The organism is Streptomyces spiralis (genome assembly GCF_014654675.1).
GTDB classification, from domain to species: Bacteria; Actinomycetota; Actinomycetes; order Streptomycetales; family Streptomycetaceae; genus Streptomyces; species Streptomyces spiralis.
This window is the reverse complement of the sequence record NZ_BNBC01000001.1, coordinates 361,106-381,975: the sequence shown is the minus strand read 5'-3', so window position 1 is coordinate 381,975 and position 20,870 is coordinate 361,106. Positions and strand designations below refer to the sequence as shown.

The 20,870-nt window shown below is 72.0% G+C and carries 15 protein-coding genes; 10 read left to right on the top strand and 5 right to left on the bottom strand.

What is annotated here, in order from left to right; all coding sequences use genetic code 11:
* Positions 1–888, top strand: an 888-nt coding sequence (groEL, locus tag IE318_RS44645) for a chaperonin GroEL (protein ID WP_229903277.1), incomplete at its 5' end; no start/stop codon positions are given.
* A gap of 98 nt (positions 889–986) precedes the next feature.
* Here the strand turns inward: groEL and IE318_RS01705 are convergent.
* The 3 genes from IE318_RS01705 to IE318_RS01695 all read right to left on the bottom strand — a co-directional run bounded on the left by IE318_RS01705 (position 987) and on the right by IE318_RS01695 (position 3,331).
* Positions 987–1,694, bottom strand: coding sequence for an ester cyclase (locus IE318_RS01705; protein ID WP_030174023.1), 708 nt, complete (start codon positions 1,692–1,694; stop codon positions 987–989).
* 86 nt (positions 1,695–1,780) lie between these two features.
* Positions 1,781–2,554 carry an SDR family NAD(P)-dependent oxidoreductase gene (locus IE318_RS01700; RefSeq protein WP_189895689.1) on the bottom strand — a complete coding sequence of 258 codons (774 nt, stop codon included), beginning with the start codon at positions 2,552–2,554 and terminating at the stop codon, positions 1,781–1,783.
* 96 nt (positions 2,555–2,650) lie between these two features.
* Positions 2,651–3,331 (bottom strand): MOSC domain-containing protein, encoded by a 681-nt coding sequence (locus tag IE318_RS01695; RefSeq protein WP_189895688.1) that lies wholly within the window; start codon positions 3,329–3,331, stop codon positions 2,651–2,653.
* A gap of 80 nt (positions 3,332–3,411) precedes the next feature.
* On the opposite strand from IE318_RS01695, the gene IE318_RS01690 reads away from it, so the two are divergent.
* Positions 3,412–4,323: a LysR family transcriptional regulator gene (locus IE318_RS01690; RefSeq protein WP_030174029.1), complete on the top strand. Its 912-nt coding sequence runs from the start codon at positions 3,412–3,414 to the stop codon at positions 4,321–4,323.
* Between the two features lie 103 nt (positions 4,324–4,426).
* Here IE318_RS01690 and IE318_RS01685 read toward each other — a convergent pair whose 3' ends face one another.
* Positions 4,427–4,756 (bottom strand): WhiB family transcriptional regulator, encoded by a 330-nt coding sequence (locus tag IE318_RS01685; RefSeq protein ID WP_030174031.1) that lies wholly within the window; start codon positions 4,754–4,756, stop codon positions 4,427–4,429.
* Positions 4,757–5,138: 382 nt separating this feature from the next.
* On the opposite strand from IE318_RS01685, the gene IE318_RS01680 reads away from it, so the two are divergent.
* From IE318_RS01680 to IE318_RS01665, 4 genes are all read left to right on the top strand, one after another.
* Positions 5,139–5,750, top strand: a complete 612-nt coding sequence (locus IE318_RS01680; RefSeq protein WP_003948568.1) for a response regulator transcription factor — start codon at positions 5,139–5,141, stop codon at positions 5,748–5,750.
* Between the two features lie 597 nt (positions 5,751–6,347).
* Positions 6,348–6,935, top strand: coding sequence for a sigma-70 family RNA polymerase sigma factor (locus tag IE318_RS01675; RefSeq protein WP_030174033.1), 588 nt, complete (start codon positions 6,348–6,350; stop codon positions 6,933–6,935).
* 153 nt (positions 6,936–7,088) lie between these two features.
* Positions 7,089–8,591, top strand: coding sequence for an IMP dehydrogenase (gene guaB, locus IE318_RS01670; RefSeq protein ID WP_189895687.1), 1,503 nt, complete (start codon positions 7,089–7,091; stop codon positions 8,589–8,591).
* A gap of 106 nt (positions 8,592–8,697) precedes the next feature.
* Entirely contained in the window at positions 8,698–9,822 is a 1,125-nt protein-coding gene (locus tag IE318_RS01665) for a GuaB3 family IMP dehydrogenase-related protein (RefSeq protein WP_189895686.1), read from the top strand.
* A gap of 682 nt (positions 9,823–10,504) precedes the next feature.
* Here IE318_RS01665 and IE318_RS01660 read toward each other — a convergent pair.
* Positions 10,505–11,713 carry a nucleotide sugar dehydrogenase gene (locus IE318_RS01660; RefSeq protein ID WP_189895685.1) on the bottom strand — a complete coding sequence of 403 codons (1,209 nt, stop codon included), beginning with the start codon at positions 11,711–11,713 and terminating at the stop codon, positions 10,505–10,507.
* A gap of 291 nt (positions 11,714–12,004) precedes the next feature.
* Here IE318_RS01660 and IE318_RS01655 point away from each other — a divergent pair, with 291 nt between their 5' ends.
* From IE318_RS01655 to IE318_RS01640, 4 genes are all read left to right on the top strand, one after another.
* Positions 12,005–13,711 (top strand): glycerol-3-phosphate dehydrogenase/oxidase, encoded by a 1,707-nt coding sequence (locus IE318_RS01655; RefSeq protein ID WP_189895684.1) that lies wholly within the window; start codon positions 12,005–12,007, stop codon positions 13,709–13,711.
* Positions 13,712–13,969: 258 nt separating this feature from the next.
* Positions 13,970–16,144: a serine/threonine-protein kinase gene (locus tag IE318_RS01650; protein ID WP_189895776.1), complete on the top strand. Its 2,175-nt coding sequence runs from the start codon at positions 13,970–13,972 to the stop codon at positions 16,142–16,144.
* Positions 16,145–16,268: 124 nt separating this feature from the next.
* On the top strand, positions 16,269–18,860 hold the full coding sequence (locus IE318_RS01645) for a serine/threonine kinase C-terminal domain-containing protein (protein ID WP_229903276.1): 2,592 nt from the start codon (positions 16,269–16,271) through the stop codon (positions 18,858–18,860).
* 165 nt (positions 18,861–19,025) lie between these two features.
* Positions 19,026–20,834, top strand: coding sequence for a serine/threonine-protein kinase (locus IE318_RS01640; RefSeq protein WP_189895775.1), 1,809 nt, complete (start codon positions 19,026–19,028; stop codon positions 20,832–20,834).
* Positions 20,835–20,870: the final 36 nt, after the last annotated feature.

The following is a 20,870-nucleotide window of genomic DNA, read 5'->3' as shown; positions in this document are numbered from 1 at the left end:
CTGCTGATCATCGCCGAGGACGTCGAGGGCGAGGCCCTGTCGACCCTGGTCGTCAACAAGATCCGCGGCACCTTCAACGCCACCGCCGTCAAGGCCCCCGGCTTCGGCGACCGCCGCAAGGCGATGCTCCAGGACATGGCGATCCTCACCGGCGCCACCGTCATCTCCGAGGAGGTCGGCCTCAAGCTCGACCAGGTCGGTCTGGACGTCCTCGGCTCCGCCCGTCGCGTCACCGTCACCAAGGACGACACCACGATCGTCGACGGCGCCGGCAACAAGTCGGACGTCGAGGGCCGCGTCGCCCAGATCAAGGCCGAGATCGAGAACACCGACTCCGACTGGGACCGCGAGAAGCTCCAGGAGCGCCTCGCGAAGCTGGCCGGCGGCGTGTGCGTGATCAAGGTCGGCGCCGCCACCGAGGTGGAGCTGAAGGAGAAGAAGCACCGTCTGGAGGACGCCATCTCCGCGACCCGCGCCGCGGTCGAGGAGGGCATCGTCTCCGGTGGTGGCTCCGCGCTCGTCCACGCCGTGAAGGTCCTGGACGGCAACCTCGGCAAGACCGGCGACGAGGCCACGGGTGTCTCGGTCGTCCGCAAGGCCGCCGTCGAGCCGCTGCGCTGGATCGCCGAGAACGCCGGCCTGGAGGGCTACGTCATCGTCTCCAAGGTGGCCGAGCTGGACAAGGGCAACGGCTACAACGCCGCCACCGGCGAGTACGGCGACCTGGTCAAGGCCGGCGTCATCGACCCGGTGAAGGTCACCCGCTCCGCCCTGGAGAACGCCGCCTCCATCGCCTCCCTCCTGCTCACGACCGAGACCCTGGTCGTCGAGAAGAAGGAAGAGGAAGAGCCGGCCGCCGCGGGCCACAGCCACGGCCACGCCCACTGAGCCACCCGGCTGACCTGAGCGAACCACCGGTGCCCGGCACCCCCTCGGGGGCGCCGGGCACCGGCGTTTCCACGACTCGGGAGGGCAGGCCGGCAGGTCTACGTCTCCAGCTCGTCCAACGCTCCCAGCTGTTGCAGCAGGCCCAGGTGGTCGTGCTGCCACCACAGTTCGGTGATCTTGCCGTCGGCGCCGAAGTGGAAGAGGGTCGTGCCGGTCATGGTGACCTGCCTGCCGGTGGGGGCGATGCCCAGGAACTCGCCCTTGTGGGTGGCCTTCCAGGACCAGCGGGCGCAGGCCCGGTCGTCCTGGGCGAGGACGTCCTCGAGGGTGAAGGCGGAGTCGAAGGCGTCACGCCACATGCGGAACTCGCGCCGGATCGTGTCCAGGCCGATGGTGGTCTGCGGGGTGATCGGGTCGTGGCTGTGGCAGTCCTCGTCGATCAGGTCGTTGAGCGGGGGCAGTTCTCCCGCCCCGGCGAGCGTGTCGAAGAAACGCCGCACGGTGTCGTCGTAGAGCCGCTCGTCCCGTACGACCTCCAGGTCGATGAAGGTGGGCATCTCGTCGCACAGGGCGACCATGCCGCGGAAGATCTCGTCGGTCTCCGGGAGGTTCGAGTTCCGCATCGCCTCCTCGTACGACGGGAACTCCACCATCTCCACGATGTGCGCTCTGTCCGAGCGGTCCTTGCCGACCAGCGCGTGGGTCGCGGTCCGTTTTCCGCCGGTCTGTTCAAGCCAGGTGTCGATCAGCCGGTTCATCTCGTCGAACCGGCTCGTCCTGCACTCGATGAGCTGTACAAAGGTCATGACGCCCCTCCGGCCCCCCTGGCCCGGTTCCGTCACAGCCATTTTCCCACCGGGGGGACGACGCCACCTCCGTAGCGCGCTGCGGACTACTGCGGGCCGTACTTGCGGCCCGTCTTCGACGTGACCCCGCCCAGCAGGCCCCGGGGGGTCACCTTCACCAGGCCCATCAGCGCCTTGTAGCGCGGGTCGGGGATGGAGAGGGTCTTGCCGCGCGCCAGGTCCGCCAGGGCCGCCGCGACCAGCTTGTCCGCGTCCAGCCACATCCAGTTCGGGATGTTGTCCGTGCCCATGCCGGCCCGCTGGTGGAACTCGGTGCGCACGAAGCCCGGGCACAGGGCCATCAGGCGCACCCCGCTGCCGGCCAGGTCGCGCGCGGCACCCTGGGTGAACTGCACGACCCACGCCTTCGAGGCCCCGTAGGTGCCGCGCGGGACGAACGCCGCCACCGACGCCACGTTCACCACCCCGCCCCGGCCGCGCTCGCGCATCGCCGCCGTCGCCGCCGACGTCAGCCGCAGCACCGCCTCGACGTGCACCTTGAGCATCGTCAGCTCGTCGGCCATCGGCACCTCGAGGAAGCGGCCCTTGTTGCCGAAGCCCGCGTTGTTGATCAGCAGGTCGACCGGGCTGCGGCGGTCGCCCAGCCGGGCGGCGACCGCCTCGATGCCCGCCTCCGTCGACAGATCGGCCGTGAGCACCTCCGCCTCGATGCCGTGCCGGTCGTGCAGCTCGGTCGCCTGGTCCGTCAGGCGCTTGGTGTCGCGTGCCACCAGGACGAGGTCGTGCCCGTCCGCCGCCAGCCGCCGCGCGAACGCGGCACCGATGCCCGCGGTGGATCCCGTAATCAGAGCCGTTGTCATGGCGAAAGATTAGTGGTCCGGGCGCCCGGTTCCCGATCTGTGCACAGGCCCTCCCTATCGGTGGGGATCAGGTGTCGCCCCGCCGTCCACGGCCCGTCAACCCGAGTACGTCTCCCGGTACTTCCGGGCCGCCGCCAGGGCCTCCGGGTGCAGCGCCTCCCCGGCCGTGAGCAGGCGCGGCAGCAGGGAGCGCTCGGTGGTGTTGGCCCGGAACTCCATGGTCACCGTCACGTCGTGGGCCGGGCGGTACACGATCTCGACCGGATCGCCGGAGCGGATCTCACCCGGCTCGATCACCCGCAGGTACGCCCCCGGCGCACCCTTTCGCGTGAACCTCTTCACCCACCCCCGCTCGCCCATGTGGCCCTGGAAGGTCCGGCACGGGATCCGCCCGCTGGTGACCTCCAGCAGCACCGACGGGCCGGCCGGCGAGCCGATGCGCCAGCGCTCGCCGATCAGGGCGCCGGACACGTCCAGGCCGATCGTGGTGAGGTTCTCGCCGAACGCGCCGTTCGGCAGCGTCCGGCCCAGCTCGCGCTCCCAGTCGTCCATGTCCTCGCGCGCCATGGCGTACACCGCCTGGTCGTCGCCGCCGTGGTGCCGCGTGTCGCACACCGCGTCCCCGGCCAGCCCGCTCGCGCCGATCCCCTTCGGCCCCGGCGCCGCCACCCGCACAGGGTGGTCCACCGGCCGCTTGTCGATCCCGGTCATGCCCTCCGGCTGGTCGGTGTACGGCACGGCCCGCGGGCGGCCCAGATTGACGGACAGAAGCTTCATGCGAGCACGGTAGGCGAGCCGTCATCAAAGTGTCGACGCATTATTGGGACACCGCCCCAAGGATCACTTATGCTCAAGGGGTGATCGAGGCTCGTCATCTGCGCGTGCTGCGCGCCGTGGCCATCAGCGGGTCGTTCTCGGCGGCGGCGCGCGAGCTGGGCTGCACCCAGCCCGCCGTCAGCCAGCAGATGAAGGCCCTGGAGACCAACGTCGGCACCCCGCTGCTGGTCCGCACCGGCCGCGAGATGCGGCTGACCGAGGCCGGTGAGGCGCTGGTGCGGCACGCGGGCGGCATCCTCGCCGGGCTCACCGCCGCCGAGGAGGAGGTCGCCGCCATCGCCGGGCTGCGCGCCGGACGGGTACGGCTCGTCTCCTTCCCGAGCGGCAGCTCCACGCTCGTGCCGACGGCGCTGGCCGCCCTGCGCGCCGCCCACCCCGGCACCCGGGTCTCCCTGGAGGAGGCCGAGCCGCCGAAGTCCGTCGAACTGCTGCGCGAGGGCGACTGCGACGTCGCGCTCGCCTTCCGCTACGAGGGCGCCGCCGGCGAGGGCGCGGCCGACGGCGAGGAATGGGCGGACCTGGTGGTACGGCCGCTGCTGACCGACCGGCTCGTGGGCCTCGTGCCCGAGCGGCACCCGCTGGCCCGCGCGGGGTCGGTCGGCATCGCGGAACTCGCCGACGAGCCGTGGATCGCGGGCTGCCCGCGCTGCCGCGGCCAGCTGGTGCAGGTGTGCGCGGGTGCCGGCTTCACGCCCCGCATCGACTTCGCCACCGACGACTACCCCGCGGTGGTCGGACTGGTGGGCGCGGGGCTCGGGGTCGCAGTGCTGCCCCAGCTCGCCATCGAGTCCGTACGTCCCCGGGGCGCGCGCACCGTCGAACTGGAGCCGACGGTACGGCGGGAGATCGTGGCGCTCACCCTGCCCGATCTGGCGCAGGTGCCCGCGGTGTCGGCCACGCTGGACGAACTGGTGCGCGCCGGGGCCAGGTGAGACGGCCCGGGGCCACCGCGGACGGCAACCGTGTGAACGGCAAGGGGAGGGCACGCCTGCGCGTGCCCTTGGTGATCGTGTCCGAATAAGAAGAAACGTTCCTTCAGTTATCCGACGCGGTATCCCCGCTGGGGGACGAGGCCGGCACCAGCCTGTTGCGTGCCCGCCCCATGAGCTCCTCGCGCTCGTCCTCGGTCAGTCCACCCCACACTCCGTACGGTTCGCGCACCGCCAAGGCGTGCGCCGCGCACTCCGCACGGACCGGGCACCTCATGCAGACCTCCTTGGCCGAGTTCTCTCGAGCGCTCCGAGCCGCCCCGCGCTCGCCCTCCGGATGGAAGAAGAGCGAGCTGTCCACCCCGCGGCAGGCAGCCAGCAGCTGCCAGTCCCACAGGTCCGCATTCGGTCCGGGAAGGCGGGAGAAATCTGCCATTGCGTGACCCCTTGTAGCCGTTCGGTGGCGGATACGGTGCCAACGACCGTACATCTCCGATCTAAGGAGATGAAAATATGACTCATTGCGAATCTAGCCCTAGACACCTGGAAACGGGAAGAAAAGGGGCTGAATGGGGCATAGCTTGTGATGAAAAGTTGAGGGTATGACGTCTGTGTCTGCACTGTGTCCGCTCCCTCACGTAGAGTGCCGAAAACGGCGTACGGCCCCGTAACTCTTTCGAGTGACCGTCGTTGAGAGTGCGGAGGCGGTTGAAAACACAAGTGCTCGGGCAGGCGTCCGAGACGGTCGACCGCACAGGTGACGATTTCGTACCAGCCTGGAGGCTCAAGGTGACGCGCATCAGCTGCGGAGGGCGGCCATGACATCCGTCCTCGTCTGCGACGACTCCCCGCTTGCCCGAGAGGCGCTCCGCCGCGCGGTCGCGACCGTGCCCGGCGTCGAGCGTGTGACGACGGCGGCCAACGGCGAGGAAGTTCTCCGCCGCTGGGGTGCCGACCGCTCGGACCTCATTCTCATGGACGTGCGCATGCCCGGCCTGGGCGGCGTCGAGACGGTCCGGCGCCTGCTCTCCGCCGACCCCGGCGCGCGCATCATCATGCTCACGGTCGCCGAGGACCTCGACGGTGTGGCACTCGCCGTCGCCGCCGGTGCCCGCGGCTATCTGCACAAGGACGCCTCCCGCGCGGAGTTGCGCGCCACGGTGACCCAGGCCCTGGCCGACCCCACCTGGCGGCTCGCCCCGCGCCGGCTGCGCTCCGCCGAGATGGGCGCCGCGCCCACGCTCACCGCGCGTGAGATCCAGGTCCTGGAGGGCATGAGCCACGGCCGTTCCAACGCGGAGATCGGCCGCGAGCTGTTCCTCTCCGAGGACACCGTCAAGACGCACGCCCGCCGGCTGTTCAAGAAGCTCGGCGCCTCGGACCGCGCGCACGCGGTGGCGCTCGGCTTCCGGTGGGGCCTGGTCCGTTAGGTCCGCCGGGGCCCGACCCGAACCGGCGGACGTGTGCGGCGCCCCCACGCGCGGGATCGAGCGTGGGGAGCGTCCGGTGGAGCGCCCGCCGAGTCCGGACGTATGACATGTGCCTGGACGTACGACATGTGCCCGCAGGCACGACACCGGACGTACGACAGGGAGTGCACGCGCCGTGCCTCGCTCCCACTGCCGATACGTATCTGCGCGGTCGGGTCCGCACGGTCGGGCGGGCCGGTGAGGACGGTCTCCGTGCGGCCGAGCGGCCGGTGAGCACGGGCCGTTCCGCCGCGGCGCGGCCCGGGCGGGGCGACCCCGCGCGGCCGTGGCCAGAGCCGGGGCAGGGCCGCCCCGGGGCCGTACGAGCCGCCGCCTACCGCATGCCGGGGGCCGGCGGCAACGCGGCCCGCCGGACGGCCGCTGCTCGTTTCGCGGCGGATGCCGCATCCTTGAGGTGTGGAGTTCCTCGGGGACGAGTCGGTCGAGCGGAATGGGAGGGCGCAGGGGATGGGTTCCGGCGCACCCGCTCATAACGCTTCGGTGCACAACCACGAAGGCGGTGCCACGGAGCGTACGACGCCAAGGCACCATGGACCGATGCGCGACGACGAGGCGGCAGTTGCCCAAGGGGCGATCGGTGCCCTCGTCCACCGTGCCGTCGACGGCGACGAGCAGGCCACGCACGATCTGCTCGCCCGTGTCCATCCCCTGGCGCTGCGCTACTGCCGCACCCGGCTGTCGCGGCTGCCCGGCGACGCGCGCCACTTCGTCGAGGACCTGGCCCAGGAGGTCTGCGTCGCCGTCCTCCTCGCCCTGCCGCGCTACCGGGACACCGGACGCCCCTTCGAGGCGTTCGTCTTCGCCATCGCCTCCCACAAGGTCGCCGATCTCCAGCGCGCGGCGATGCGGCACCCCGGTTCGACGGCGGTGCCCTCCGACGAGATGCCCGAGCGCCCGGACGACTCCCTCGGCCCGGAGGAGCGCGCCCTGCTCAGCAGCGACGCGGAGTGGGCCAAGAAGCTGCTCGCCAGCCTCCCCGAGAACCAGCGGGAGCTGCTCCTGCTGCGTATCGCCGTGGGCTTGACCGCGGAGGAAACGGGACAGATGTTGGGAATGTCACCAGGAGCGGTCCGGGTGGCCCAGCACCGGGCACTGAGCCGGCTGCGCGCCCTCGCCGAGCAGTAGCCCCGCCCGAGTTGGACCGGTGGTGAGCGGGCAGCACGCCCGTTCCGTATGAACATACGAAGCCTGCGGTGGCCCTTGATCGTGGAATCGGACGCCTCCGGTTCCCGTTAGCATGGACATCCGCACCGATCAAGGCCATTTGGGGAAGGTGTCATGACTGCAAACGTCGACGGAGTGCCCGGAAAATTCGCGACACTCGGGCTGACCTACGACGACGTGCTGCTGCTGCCGGGCGCATCCGAGGTGCTGCCCAACGCGGTCGACACCTCGTCCCGCATCTCCCGCAATGTCCGGGTCAACATCCCGATGCTGTCGGCGGCCATGGACAAGGTGACCGAGTCCCGCATGGCGATCGCGATGGCCCGCCTCGGCGGTGTCGGCGTGCTGCACCGCAACCTGTCCATCGAGGACCAGGTCAACCAGGTCGACCTGGTCAAGCGGTCCGAGTCCGGCATGGTGGCCAACCCGATCACCATCCATCCGGAGGCCACGCTCGCCGAGGCCGACGCGCTGTGCGCCAAGTTCCGCATCAGCGGTGTCCCCGTCACCGACCCGGCCGGCAAGCTGCTCGGCATCGTCACCAACCGCGACATGGCCTTCGAGTCGGACCGCGGCCGCCAGGTGCGCGAGGTCATGACCCCGATGCCGCTGGTCACCGGCAAGGTCGGCATCTCCGGCCCGGAGGCCATGGAGCTGCTGCGCAAGCACAAGATCGAGAAGCTGCCGCTGGTGGACGACGAGGGCGTCCTCAAGGGCCTGATCACCGTCAAGGACTTCGTCAAGGCCGAGCAGTACCCGAACGCCGCCAAGGACGCCGAGGGCCGCCTGCTCGTCGGTGCCGCCGTCGGCGCGAGCCCCGAGGCGCTGGAGCGCGCCCAGGCGCTCGCCGAGGCCGGGGTGGACTTCCTGGTCGTCGACACCTCGCACGGCCACAACAGCAACGCGCTGAGCTGGATGTCGAAGATCAAGTCGAGCGTGTCCGTCGACGTGATCGGCGGCAACGTCGCCACCCGCGACGGCGCGCAGGCGCTGATCGACGCCGGTGTCGACGGCATCAAGGTCGGCGTCGGCCCCGGTTCGATCTGCACCACGCGCGTGGTCGCCGGCATCGGCGTCCCACAGGTCACCGCCATCTACGAGGCCTCCCTCGCCGCCCGCCCGGCCGGCATCCCGCTGATCGGCGACGGCGGCCTGCAGTACTCCGGCGACATCGGCAAGGCGCTGGCCGCCGGTGCCGACACGGTGATGCTGGGCAGCCTGCTCGCTGGCTGCGAGGAGTCGCCGGGCGAGCTGCTGTTCATCAACGGCAAGCAGTTCAAGTCCTACCGCGGCATGGGCTCGCTCGGCGCCATGCAGTCGCGCGGCCAGGCCAAGTCGTACTCGAAGGACCGCTACTTCCAGGGGGACGTCGCCTCCGACGACAAGCTGGTGCCCGAGGGCGTCGAGGGCCAGGTGCCCTACCGCGGCCCGCTGGCCAACGTGCTGCACCAGCTCGTCGGCGGTCTGCGTCAGACCATGGGCTACGTGGGCGCCGCCACCATCGCGGAGATGGAGTCCAAGGGCCGCTTCGTCCGCATCACCTCGGCGGGTCTCAAGGAGAGCCACCCGCACGACATCCAGATGACGGTCGAGGCGCCGAACTACAGCAGCAAGTAGGCAGCCGGCCTCGAGGGGGCGGCCCCGGACTCCTCCGGGGCCGCCTTTGTCATGGGCGTCGGCGATACTGGAAGACGCTGAAACGCATCAGGGAAAGGCCACCAACGTGACTGAGATCGAGATCGGGCGCGGCAAGCGCGGCCGCCGGGCGTACGCCTTCGACGACATCGCCGTCGTCCCCAGCCGCCGTACGCGGGACCCGAAGGAGGTCTCGATCGCCTGGCAGATCGACGCCTACCGCTTCGAGCTGCCCTTCCTGGCCGCCCCCATGGACTCGGTCGTCTCCCCGGCCACCGCCATCCGCATCGGCGAGCTGGGCGGACTGGGCGTGCTGAACCTCGAGGGCCTGTGGACGCGCCACGAGGACCCGCAGCCGCTCCTCGACGAGATCGCCGAGCTGCCCGCCGAGGCCGCGACCCGCCGCCTCCAGGAGATCTACGCCGCTCCGATCAAGGAGGAGCTGATCGGCGCGCGCATCAAGGAGGTCCGCGACTCCGGCGTGGTCACCGCCGCCGCGCTCTCCCCGCAGCGCACCGCCCAGTTCTCCAAGGCGGTCGTGGACGCGGGCGTGGACATCTTCGTCATCCGCGGTACGACGGTCTCCGCCGAGCACGTCTCGTCCTCGCACGAGCCGCTGAACCTGAAGCAGTTCATCTACGAGCTCGACGTCCCGGTGATCGTCGGCGGCTGCGCCACGTACACGGCCGCCCTGCACCTGATGCGCACGGGTGCCGCGGGTGTGCTCGTCGGCTTCGGCGGCGGCGCCGCCCACACCACGCGCAACGTGCTGGGCATCCAGGTCCCGATGGCGACGGCGGTGGCGGACGTGGCGGCGGCCCGCCGCGACTACATGGACGAGTCCGGCGGCCGGTACGTGCACGTGATCGCGGACGGCGGCGTCGGCTGGTCCGGCGACCTGCCCAAGGCGATCGCCTGCGGCGCCGACGCGGTGATGATGGGCTCCCCGCTCGCGCGCGCCACGGACGCGCCGGGCAAGGGCCACCACTGGGGCATGGAGGCAGTGAACGCCGAGCTGCCGCGCGGCCAGAAGGTCGACCTGGGCACGGTCGGCACCATCGAGGAGGTCCTCACGGGTCCGTCCCACACCCCGGACGGTTCGATGAACTTCTTCGGAGCCCTGCGCCGCGCCATGGCCACGACCGGCTACAGCGAGCTGAAGGAGTTCCAGCGGGTCGAGGTGACGGTGGCGGACTCGCAGCACAAGCGGTAAGCGCCGAGATCGAGCGAGACCGAGAAGGTAAGGGCCGGTCGCCCCGGGTGGGGCGACCGGCCCTTTCGCATGTCCAAGTGGCCCTGGTCAGGGGCGCGTTGTGCGTGAGGGGGCGCATGGTTGCGTTCGGGGTGAATGCGGGCTGAACGGGCGTTGTGGGGCGATAGTGTCCATGATCGACGACCCGGTTGTCCGGGGCGCCCCCTTCCAAGGACACGGGCCGGACCCCGCCCCTCGGGGCCTGGCCCGAATTCCGACGGACCGTCCACCAGGCCGCTGGGCGGCATCGTGGAAGGGGGCGCGCCCATGGGCCGTCACCGCAAGCCCACTCGCTGGAACCGCATTCGGCTACGGCTGGTTCAGTTCCGGAGGAGGTGGATCTTGCGGATTTACGGTCGATAAGCGGCCGCCCCTCCAACAACAAGGGGCGGACACCCGTAACTCGACCAGGAGCCCGCTGCAGTGGCCTCTGCGGTGGGCTCCACCTTTTTGTACGGTACCGGATCCGCCATCGGGCAGCACAGCACCGAAAGGATGAGCGGCCGCCCATCAGACGCCAAGGGGCGGACACCCGTAACGTCGAAGCCCGCCGCCGGGCCGACGAGCTCCGCGCCCGTACGCTATCGACGCCGGGAACCCCTCGCCACCAGCCCCAGCCCCCCGAGCACCCACGCGCCCCCTCTCACAACCGATGCGCCGCCCCCAGCGGTGCCGCGCCCCGCGTGTCCAGCAGCAGTTGCGCCTTCACCGACAGCCCCTGAAGGTCGTACGTCCGGTGGTGCTGCAGCAGGATCGTAAGGTCCGCCTCCGCGACCGCCTCGTAGAGCGCGTCCGCGCGCGGTACCGGACGGTCGAGGACGCTCCAGGCGGGCACGTAGGGGTCGTGGTAGCTGACCGAGGCGCCGAGGCCCGTCAGACGGGCGGCGATCTCCTCGGCCGGAGTGCCCTGGAGGTCGGCGAGGTCGGGCTTGTAGGTGACACCCAGAAGGAGTACGCGGGCGCCTCGCGCCGACTTGCCGTGCTCGTTCAGGAGCGTGGCGGCGCGCTGGATGACGTAGCGGGGCATGCGGCTGTTGACCTGCTGGGCGAGCTCCACCATGCGCAGGCCGAGGCCCGAGGGACCGGTCAGGTCCTGGGGGACTCCGTGGCCGCCGACGCCGGGGCCGGGGCGGAATGCCTGGAAGCCGAAGGGCTTGGTCTCCGCGCAGCGCACGACGTCCCACAGGTCGACGCCCAGTTCGTGGCAGAGCACCGCCATCTCGTTGACAAGGGCGATGTTCACCTGCCGGTAGTTGGTCTCCAGGAGGTGGACCGTCTCGGCCTCGCGCAGCCCGCGCGCGCGGACCACCTTGTCGGTGAGGCGGCCGTAGAACGCGGCGGCCGACTCGGTGCAGGCCGGGGTCAGGCCGCCGATCACCTTGGGTGTGTTGGCCGGGGTGAAGGCGCGGTTGCCGGGGTCGACGCGGCTGGGGGAGTGGGCGAGGTGGAAGTCGCGTCCCGCGCGCAGCCCGGACCCCTGCTCCAGGAGCGGGCACAGGAACCCTTCCGTCGTCCCCGGCGGCACGGGCGATTCCAGGATGACGGTGGTGTGCGGGCGCAGGTGTTCGGCGAGGGCGCGGGCGGCGGTCTCCACCTGGCTCAGGTCGATTCCGCCGTCGGCGCCGCCCGGGGTCGGCGCGCAGATCACCGCGGTGCGGACCCGGCCCAGCTCGGCCGGGTCGGTGGCCGGCCGGAAGCCCCCCGAGAGCATCCGGCGCAGTTCTGCGGCGCTGAGAGGGCCGGATTCGTCCCCGGTGCGGTATCCGAGGGTGGGGATGCCGGCGGCCACGGCTGCCTGGGCCAGGGGCAGGCCGAGAGGGCCGAGTCCGATGACGGCGAGATCTGCGGGCATGGCGTGGGCCGTCCTTCCCAATAACCGAGGCGTGGCGGGCACGCAAGTCCTGTGGACAGGACGAGCGAGTGCAATGTCAGACTAGGAGTAAATATGACCGTTTTGCGGGATTGACCAGCGTGTTTCGGGGTGAACCGCCGGGAGTTGTCCACAGGCTGGGGGTGACTGGTGGCTGAAGACGGGCAAGCCGGTCAGAATTTGGGCAGGGGGAGATGACGGGGACGCGGGACGGATGTGGACACGGGCTTCGCCCGACGGGTGCGGCCGGCGCGACTGACAGCGGGAGGCGCAGTGAGGACAGCGACACTGGGGCCGGCGCAGCGCGCCGAGTCACTGGCCGAGATGGCCGAGCGTGAGCTGGACATCCTGGTCGTGGGCGGTGGGGTGGTCGGCGCGGGCACGGCCCTGGACGCCGTCACCCGCGGCCTGTCCACCGGCCTGGTCGAGGCCCGCGACTGGGCCTCCGGCACCTCCAGCCGCTCCAGCAAGCTGATACACGGCGGACTGCGCTACCTGGAGATGCTCGACTTCGCCCTCGTCCGCGAGGCGCTCAAGGAGCGCGGCCTGCTGCTGGAACGCCTCGCCCCGCACCTGGTCAGGCCCGTGCCGTTCCTGTACCCGCTCCAGCACAAGGGCTGGGAGCGCTGGTACGCCGGGACGGGCGTCGCGCTCTACGACGGCATGTCGATGGCCCGCGGCCACGGCCGGGGCCTGCCCGTGCACCGCCACCTGAGCCGCCGTCACGCCCTGCGCGTGGCCCCCTGCCTGAAGAAGGACGCCCTGGTCGGCGCGTTGCAGTACTACGACGCCCAGGTGGACGACGCCCGCTTCGTGGCCACCCTGGTGCGCACCGCCGTGTCCTACGGCGCACTGGCCGCCAACCGCGCCCGGGTCACCGGGTTCCTGCGCGAGGGCGAGCGCGTGGTCGGCGCGCGCGTGCAGGACGTGGAGGGCGGCGGCGAGTACGAGGTCCGCGCCAAGCAGGTCGTCAACGCCACCGGGGTGTGGACCGACGACACCCAGGCCATGGTGGGCTCGCGCGGCCAGTTCCACGTCCGGGCGTCCAAGGGCATCCACCTCGTCGTGCCCAGGGACCGCGTCAACTCCACCACCGGGCTGATCCTGCGGACCGAGAAGTCCGTGCTCTTCGTCATCCCCTGGGGCCGGCACTGGATCATCGGCACCACCGACACCGACTGGGACCTGGACAAGGCGCACCCGGCCGCCTCCAGCGCCGACATCGACTACCTGCTGGAGCATGTGAACTCGGTGCTCGCCGTGCCGCTCACCCGGGACGACGTGGAGGGCGTGTACGCGGGACTGCGGCCCCTGCTGGCCGGCGAGTCCGACGCCACCAGCAAGCTCTCCCGCGAGCACACCGTGGCCCATCCGGTGCCGGGCCTGGTCGTCGTCGCGGGCGGCAAGTACACCACGTACCGGGTGATGGCCAAGGACGCCGTCGACGAGGCGGTGCACGGCCTGGACATGCGGGTCGCCGACTGCGTCACCGAGGAGATCCCGCTGTACGGAGCCGAGGGCTACCGCGCGCTGTGGAACGCGCGGGCGCGCATCGCCGCCGCCACCGGCATCCATGTGGTGCGGGTGGAACACCTGCTGCACCGCTACGGCTCGGCCGCGCAGGAGATCCTCGCCCTCATCGCCGAGGACCAGGCGCTCGGCGCCCCCCTCCACGCCGCCGACGACTACCTGCGCGCAGAGATCGTCTACGCCGCCTCGCACGAGGGGGCACGGCACCTGGACGATGTGCTCACCCGGCGCACCCGCATATCCATAGAGACCTTCGACCGGGGCACCCGCAGCGCCCGGGAGGCCGCCGAACTGATGGCACCGGTGCTGGGCTGGGACAAGGACCAGATCGAACGCGAGGTCGAGCACTACGAGAAGCGGGTGGAGGCCGAACGGGAGTCGCAGCGCCAGCCCGACGACCTGACGGCCGACGCGGCGCGGCTGGGGGCGCCGGACATCGTGCCGCTGTAGGGATCGCCGTCGGTCCGAGGCCGGTCCGAGGCCGACGTGAGGACGGTCCGAGGGTGGTGAGGCCGGCCCCATAAGAGGGGAAGTGTCCCGGAGCGCCCGCACGCGTGGCTGCACTTCTGTCACGGCCCGTCATCCCGTCGCCACGGCAGCGCTGTTCAGCAGCCTGCCCGGGTGTCTTCAGGGGCACCCTGGGCGTTGGGCACTTGTCGGGTGAGAGACAATGGAGGCTCTGTCAGGGCGGGTTGCATGAGGGGACGCATGTCGGAGGCGGAGCGGGCGGGGGCATCCCGTCAGGACACTCGTCAGGACAACAGCGAGCGTCTTCTCGCCGGGCGGTACCGGCTGGGGGACGTGCTCGGCCGTGGTGGCATGGGCACGGTGTGGCGGGCCGAGGACGAGACCCTGGGCCGTACGGTCGCGGTCAAGGAACTGAGGTTCCCGTCGAACATCGACGAGGACGAGAAGCGGCGCCTGATCACGCGCACGCTGCGCGAGGCCAAGGCGATCGCACGGATCCGCAACACCAGCGCGGTGACCGTCTTCGACGTGGTCGACGAGGACGACCGGCCGTGGATCGTGATGGAGCTGGTCGAGGGCAAGTCCCTCGCCGAGGTCATCCGCGAGGACGGTCTGCTGGAGCCCCGGCGGGCCGCCGAGGTCGGTCTCGCGGTCCTCGACGTGCTGCGCTCCGCGCACCGGCAGGGCATCCTGCACCGCGACGTGAAGCCGTCCAACGTGCTCATCGCCGAGGACGGCCGGGTCGTGCTCACCGACTTCGGCATCGCCCAGGTCGAGGGCGACCCGTCCATCACCTCGACCGGCATGCTGGTCGGCGCCCCCTCCTACATCTCGCCGGAGCGGGCCCGCGGCCACAAGCCCGGCCCCGCGGCCGACCTGTGGTCGCTCGGCGGCCTGCTGTACGCCTCGGTCGAGGGTGCTCCGCCGTACGACAAGGGCTCGGCGATCGCCACGCTGACCGCGGTGATGACCGAGCCGCTGGAGGAACCCAAGAACGCCGGCCCGCTCAGGGACGTCATCTACGGCCTGCTCACCAAGGACCCGGCCGAGCGCCTGGACGACGCGGGCGCCCGGGCGATGCTCAACGCCGTCATCAACGCGCCCGAGCCGAAGGCGGCCGAGCCGGAACCGCCCGCCGACGCCACGAAGGTCGTCCCGCTGCCCGCGCAGCCGGACCGGCGCACGGGCAAGGGCGGCTCGGCGGCCTCCGGCGCCGGCAAGGGGTCCGGCTCCGGCTCCGGCAGCACGGGCAAGCGGGGCGAGGAGGCGGCCGACCGGCTGCGCGGCGCGCTGCGCTCCGTGCGCAAGGCCGCCGCGGCGGCCGGAGCGGCGACCTCGGCGGCCACGGCCCGCACCAAGCCGGCGACGGCCGACGCGGGTGCGGACCGGTCGGCGGGCGCCGCTTCGGGGCCGGCCTCGGATGCCGGGGCGGCCTCGGCTTCGGGCACCGGGACCGCAAGCGCCGGCACCGGAAGCAGAGCCGCGGCAGGGACCGGGACTGGTACCGGGAACGGTACCGGTACCGGGAACGGCAAGGGGAACGGTGCGCAGGCCGGGCGTAGCAGTTCCGGATGGCCGGTCGTGCCGCCGCCGGACATGGATCTGCCGCCGCGGCCGGTGCCCCGGGCGCCGCTCACCGATGTGGTGCCCAAGCGCACGCTGGTGATCGTCGCGGTGGTCGTGGTGCTCGCCGTGATCGGCACCGTGCTGGCCCTCACGCTCGGAGGCGGCGACGACAAGGGAGCCAAGGGCGGCGGCAAAGGCACCGGCTCCCATGCGTCGGCCAGTGCCGACGCGAAGGCCTCCGCCAAGGAGGACACCGGCGGCGGCACGGACGGCGGTACGGCGAACGGCGAGCAGGCCGACTCCACGACGGGCACGGCCGGTTCGGGCGATGCGAACGGTTCGCCCGCCGCGAGCTCCGGCACGGGCACGTCGGACGACAACTCCGGTTCCGGCTCGGGCTCCGCGAACTACGGCTCGGCGCCGCCGGTCTCGACGTACAAGGGCAGCCAGAAGTTCACCATCGGGCTGCCCAAGGGGTGGAAGTACACGCGCACCGACACCGCCGGGGCCCGTTTCACCGGCCCGGACGGGCAGAAGCTGCTGGTCGCCTGGACCTCGGAGCCCAAGGACGACCCCGTGGCCGACTGGCAGCGCCAGGAGGGCGACATGGTGCGGCCGGGGTACCACCGCATCCGGATCGAGAAGGTGGGCTACCGCGGCTGGAACGCGGCCGACTGGGAGTTCACCTACGCCGACGGCGGAAGCAGGTACCGGGTGATCGACCGCGGGTTCGTGGTCGACGACGATCACGGGTACGCCCTGATGTACACGGCGAAGGCAGTCAACTGGGGCACCGACCTGCGCAAGGACACCTGGCGGACGCTGACGAAGACTTTCGAACCCAAGTGAGATAAGGCATCCGTACTTTGCGGGTTGTCTCCGGCACGTATCGTGAGTGGTTGCGGACCGTAAGCATCGGGAACGGGACGCGTGGCGAACGGATTTGACCGACCGTGCGGCCGGGGGAGGCAACGTGGACGACTATGCGGGCCGGGTTCTCGCCGACCGCTACCGCCTGCCGCTGCCTCCGTCCGACGAGTACGAACTCACCGAGACCCGGGCCTTCGACACCTACAGCGGTCAGGAGGTCCTGCTCCGGCAGGTGCCGTTGCCGGAGGTCGTCGAGGCGGAGGTGCTCGACGCGGACGGGCTGCCCGAGGGCTTCACGGCGCGGGACGGCGCCCTGCGCGGCCCCGCGGCGCGCGGGGGACGGGCGGGAGGAGCGGGCCGTACGGCGGGGTCGACGCGAGCGGCCCGTACGGCCACGCGGCGGCCCACCGATCCCGCCGTACGGCGGGCGGTCGAGGCCGCTCAGGCCGCGGCGCGCATCCCCGACCACCCACGGCTCGACCAGGTCTTCGACGTGTTCGTGGAGGGCGGTTCGCTCTGGATCGCCAGTGAGCTGGTCGCCGCGCGGCCGCTGGCGGCGCTGCTGGCCGAGAAGCCGCTGACGCCGTACCGGGCGGCCGAGGTCGCCTCGGACATCCTCATGGCGCTGCGGGTGCTGCACGGCCACGGCTGGGTGCACCGCAACATCACCGCCCGCACGGTCCTCGTCTGCGACGACGGCCGGGTCATGCTGACCGGTCTCGCGGTCGGCGCGGCCGAAGAGGCCCTGTGCGGATACGACCCGGTGCCGCTCCAGGACGATCAAGACGACCAGGCCCACCAGGTCCACCAGGACGACCAAGGCGGTGGCGCGGGCGCGGGGCGGGGCGGAGACGGCGGACCCCCGGGCTCGGCGGGCCACGGTGGCGGGGCTGCCTACGGCGGCGGTTCCGGTTCGCCCGTCGTGGATCCCGAGGCCGCGCGGCGGGCCGCGATCGAGGCGCGGGCCGCCGGTGCGTTGCCGCTGCCCGGAGCCGACCCGGCGAACGCCACGGGAGCACCGGGAGCGCTCGCCCGGCGCGCGCCGCAGAGCGGCGACGACGTGCGGGCGGCGCGCGCCGGAGCGATCGCCGCGTATCGCGCGGGTGCGCGCGCGGCGGCCCGCGTGCACGAGGCGCAGCAGAGTGCGCGCGCCGCCCTGCCCGGCGCCCGGCCGCCCGCCGAGGGCCGCATCGGCCCGCCGGGACAGATCGTCGACCCGTACGGCGTCCGCGCGCCCTCCTGGAACAACGGCACGCCACCACTTCCCTCACCCGCAGGATCCGGAACCGGCGGGACGGCTCCGGCCCCCGGGCGGGACGTGCCCGCCCTCGGTGCCGGAGCCCTGCCCGAGCAGTCCGGAGCGGGTGCGCCCCCGGCCCGCTGGGACGACCTCGCCGCCGGTGCGCCCGTACGACGCGGACCGGCCACCGCGCTGGCCGCCGAGCGGGCGCGGCAGGCCAGGATGACCGTGGTGGGTCCGGTGACCGAGCGCTGGGCGCCGGAGCAGGCCGGGCCCGTGCACGAGAACTGGCAGCTGGCCGCCCCCATCGGCCCCGCCACCGACCTGTGGGCGCTGGGCGCGCTGCTCTTCCGCGCCGTACAGGGGCACGCGCCCTATCCGGAGGAGTCGACCGCCGAGCTGGTGCAGATGGTGTGCGCCGAGCCGCCCGCCTTCGCCGAGGAGTGCGGACCGCTCCGCCCGGTCGTGGAGTCGCTGCTGCGTCAGGACCCCACCGAGCGACTGGACTTCGAGGAGCTCGGCGGATGGCTGCGCTCGCTCGTGCGGTCGGCGCCGGAACCGGAGGCCGGCGCCCACGTCGTGGCCGCGCCACCCGCCGACACCAACCGGCTGCCGGTCGTCCGCCGCCGTGGCGAGCTGGTACGCAGGGGGCGTGCCGGGCTGCCCGCCCATCACGGGCGGCACAAGCGGGCCCGAGAGCAGGCCGGTTCGCCGCGGCGCCTCGGGCGCACCCTGCTTCTGCTGATCCTGCTCCTGCTGGCCGCGGCGGTCGCGTACGCGATGCTGTTCATGCCGAAGGCCGGGCACAACGGCGCGACGAGCGGCGACCGCACGGGAGCGGCCGGCCAGGCGAGCCCGGCGCCGTCCGGAGCAGGAGCGGACAACAGCACCGGCCGGTCGACCGGTTCCGCCGACCCCTCCGGCTCGCCCGGCTCCTCCGACACATCCGGTTCCACCGGTTCGTCGGGGTCGACCGAGACGCAGACCACCGGCACGGACGTCGCCGACGGCTTCACCCTGCGCAAGGACTCCGCCGGGTTCCGGATCGCCGTACCCAAGGACTGGAGCCGTACGCCGAAGAACGACCGGGGCCAGGTGGTCTACTCGCACGGCGACTTCGAGCTGATCGTGGTGCCGGGACGGGACAGCGCCGCCGAGTTCGGCAGCGACCCGATGGTGTATCAGCGGGAGAAGGAGAGCGAGCTTGCGGGTTACCGCGACTCCAGCTGGGCGACCTCCTCCGGCATGCGGACCATCCAGGTGGGCGGAAGGACCATGGCCGAGGGGCAGTTCACCTGGAACGACGCGGGCGGGCGGCAGTTGTTCGTGCGCAACGTCGCCATCCTCCTCGGCGGCCGCTACCACGTGCTGCAGGTGCGGGGCCCGGAGTCCCAGCGGGACGAGGTGAGCAGACTGTACGAACAGGCGTCGGCGACGTACCGGTTCACGGGCTGAACTTCCAGGCGTCCAGGAGATATCGGGAGTTCCCAGAAGTTCCTGCGGGCACCGGGAAGCGACAACCGTCACAGTGCTGTCTCCATGGCACCCCGCTGGTTCCCTGTCAGGGGACCGGTCCTTACTCTGACCCTGTCAAGAACATTGCGGGGCAACGTGAATCAGATGCAGGGCCTGCTCCTCGCGGGCCGCTACCGGCTCGCCGACTCCATCGGCAGCGGCGGCATGGGCCGGGTGTGGCGCGCGCACGACGAGGTGCTGCACCGGGCCGTCGCCATAAAGGAGTTGACCGCCGCCCTCTACGTCTCCGAGAGCGACCAGGCGGTCCTCCTCGCACGCACCAGGGCTGAGGCCCGCGCGGCCGCGCGGATCAACCACTCCGCCGTCGTCACCGTGCACGACGTGCTGGAGCACGACGGCCGCCCGTGGATCGTGATGGAACTGGTCGAGGGCCAGTCGCTGGCGGACGCGGTCAAGGAGCAGGGCCGCCTGGCACCGCAGGAGGCGGCCCGGATCGGACTGTGGGTGCTGCGCGCCCTGCGGGCCGCGCACGCCGCCGGGGTGCTGCACCGCGACGTCAAGCCCGGCAACGTCCTGCTCGGTCAGGACGGCCGTGTGCTGCTCACCGACTTCGGCATCGCCCAGATCGAGGGCGACACCACCATCACCCGCACCGGAGAGGTCGTCGGCTCGGTCGACTACCTGGCGCCCGAGCGGGTCCGCGGCCACGACCCCGGCCCGGCCTCCGACCTGTGGGCGCTCGGCGCCACGCTGTACACGGCGGTGGAGGGCCTGTCGCCGTTCCGTCGCACCTCACCGCTGAGCACCATGCAGGCGGTCGTCGACGAGGAGCCGCGCGAGCCGGCGCAGGCCGGTCCGCTCGCGCCCGTCATCACCGCGCTCCTGCGCAAGGATCCGGCCGCACGACCGGACGTCACGGCGATCGAGCAGATGCTCGCCGAGGCCGCCGAGGGGCGCTGGCCGCGCGACGCACAGGCGTACGTGCCCACGCAGCAGGTCGGTCACCACACGGACCCTGGCCTGCAGTCCGGGAACACGTATCCCGGCGCGGAGGCCGGGACCGGCGCGTATCCCGGCGGGCAGACCGGTGCCGGTGCATATCCCGGCGCGTATCCCGGTGCGCAGGTCGGCACAGGCGCGTATCCCGGCGCGCAGCCGGGTCCGCACCCCGGCGTCGGCGCCCCCGCCTCCGGCCCTGTCGGTACGGGCGCCACGACGCCGTACCACCCGGTGACGGTGCCGACGGCCGTCGGGCCCGTGCACGGTGCCGCGAGCGGGGCGAGACAGCCCGGGCGCCGTCGTCTGCGCAATGTCGTCCTGGTGGCAGTCCTCGCCGCGCTCATCGGCGGCGGCACCGCGGTGGTGCTGCAGAAGTGGGACTCCGGCCGGCGGCACGACGCCGGTCCGTCCGTGACCACGCCCCCGGTCACCTCTCCGGGGCCGAGCCCGACCGGGACCGGGAAGAGCGGTGCGGCGGGCGACCTCCCGGCCGGCTGGGTGCGCAAGCACGACCCCTACGGTTTCAGCATCGCCGTACCCGACGCGAGCTGGCGGCGGGCGAATCCCGACGAGGCACTCCACCAGGTCGACTACACGCCCGACGGCGGCAAGCACTTCATCCGCATCGCCGTCGACGACTCGCCGGACTTCCCCACCGCCCACGATCACCAGCTCGACCTGGAGCAGCAGCTGCACCGGCTGGTCGACTACAAGCGTGTGACCCTCCAGGCCAACACCTTCCGTGACCGTGCCGGCTCCCGGTGGGAGTATTCCTGGACCGCGCTGGCCCAGGACCCGGGCTTCCCCGGACCGCGGCACGCCGTCGAGGAGACGTACTTCTCCCGCGAGGGCGTGGAGTACGCGATCTACATGTCCGGGCCCGCCGACGACTGGACGGTCACGCAGAAGCAGTTCAGGACGGTCCTCCAGAGCTGGCGGCCCGGTTCGGACTGACGACCGGCAGGCCGGCGCGCTTGGCCGGTCGGCGCC

What these genes read in the sequence shown, in the direction of transcription:
- IE318_RS01705 (WP_030174023.1), bottom strand. Translation starts at nt 1,694, where the DNA reads ATGACCTTTGTACAGCTCATCGAGTGCAGGACGAGCCGGTTCGACGAG.
- IE318_RS01700 (WP_189895689.1), bottom strand. Translation starts at nt 2,554, where the DNA reads ATGACAACGGCTCTGATTACGGGATCCACCGCGGGCATCGGTGCCGCG.
- IE318_RS01695 (WP_189895688.1), bottom strand. Translation starts at nt 3,331, where the DNA reads ATGAAGCTTCTGTCCGTCAATCTGGGCCGCCCGCGGGCCGTGCCGTAC.
- IE318_RS01685 (WP_030174031.1), bottom strand. Translation starts at nt 4,756, where the DNA reads ATGGCAGATTTCTCCCGCCTTCCCGGACCGAATGCGGACCTGTGGGAC.
- IE318_RS01680 (WP_003948568.1), top strand. Translation starts at nt 5,139, where the DNA reads ATGACATCCGTCCTCGTCTGCGACGACTCCCCGCTTGCCCGAGAGGCG.
- IE318_RS01675 (WP_030174033.1), top strand. Translation starts at nt 6,348, where the DNA reads ATGCGCGACGACGAGGCGGCAGTTGCCCAAGGGGCGATCGGTGCCCTC.
- guaB (WP_189895687.1), top strand. Translation starts at nt 7,089, where the DNA reads ATGACTGCAAACGTCGACGGAGTGCCCGGAAAATTCGCGACACTCGGG.
- IE318_RS01660 (WP_189895685.1), bottom strand. Translation starts at nt 11,713, where the DNA reads ATGCCCGCAGATCTCGCCGTCATCGGACTCGGCCCTCTCGGCCTGCCC.
- IE318_RS01650 (WP_189895776.1), top strand. Translation starts at nt 13,970, where the DNA reads ATGTCGGAGGCGGAGCGGGCGGGGGCATCCCGTCAGGACACTCGTCAG.
- IE318_RS01640 (WP_189895775.1), top strand. Translation starts at nt 19,026, where the DNA reads ATGCAGGGCCTGCTCCTCGCGGGCCGCTACCGGCTCGCCGACTCCATC.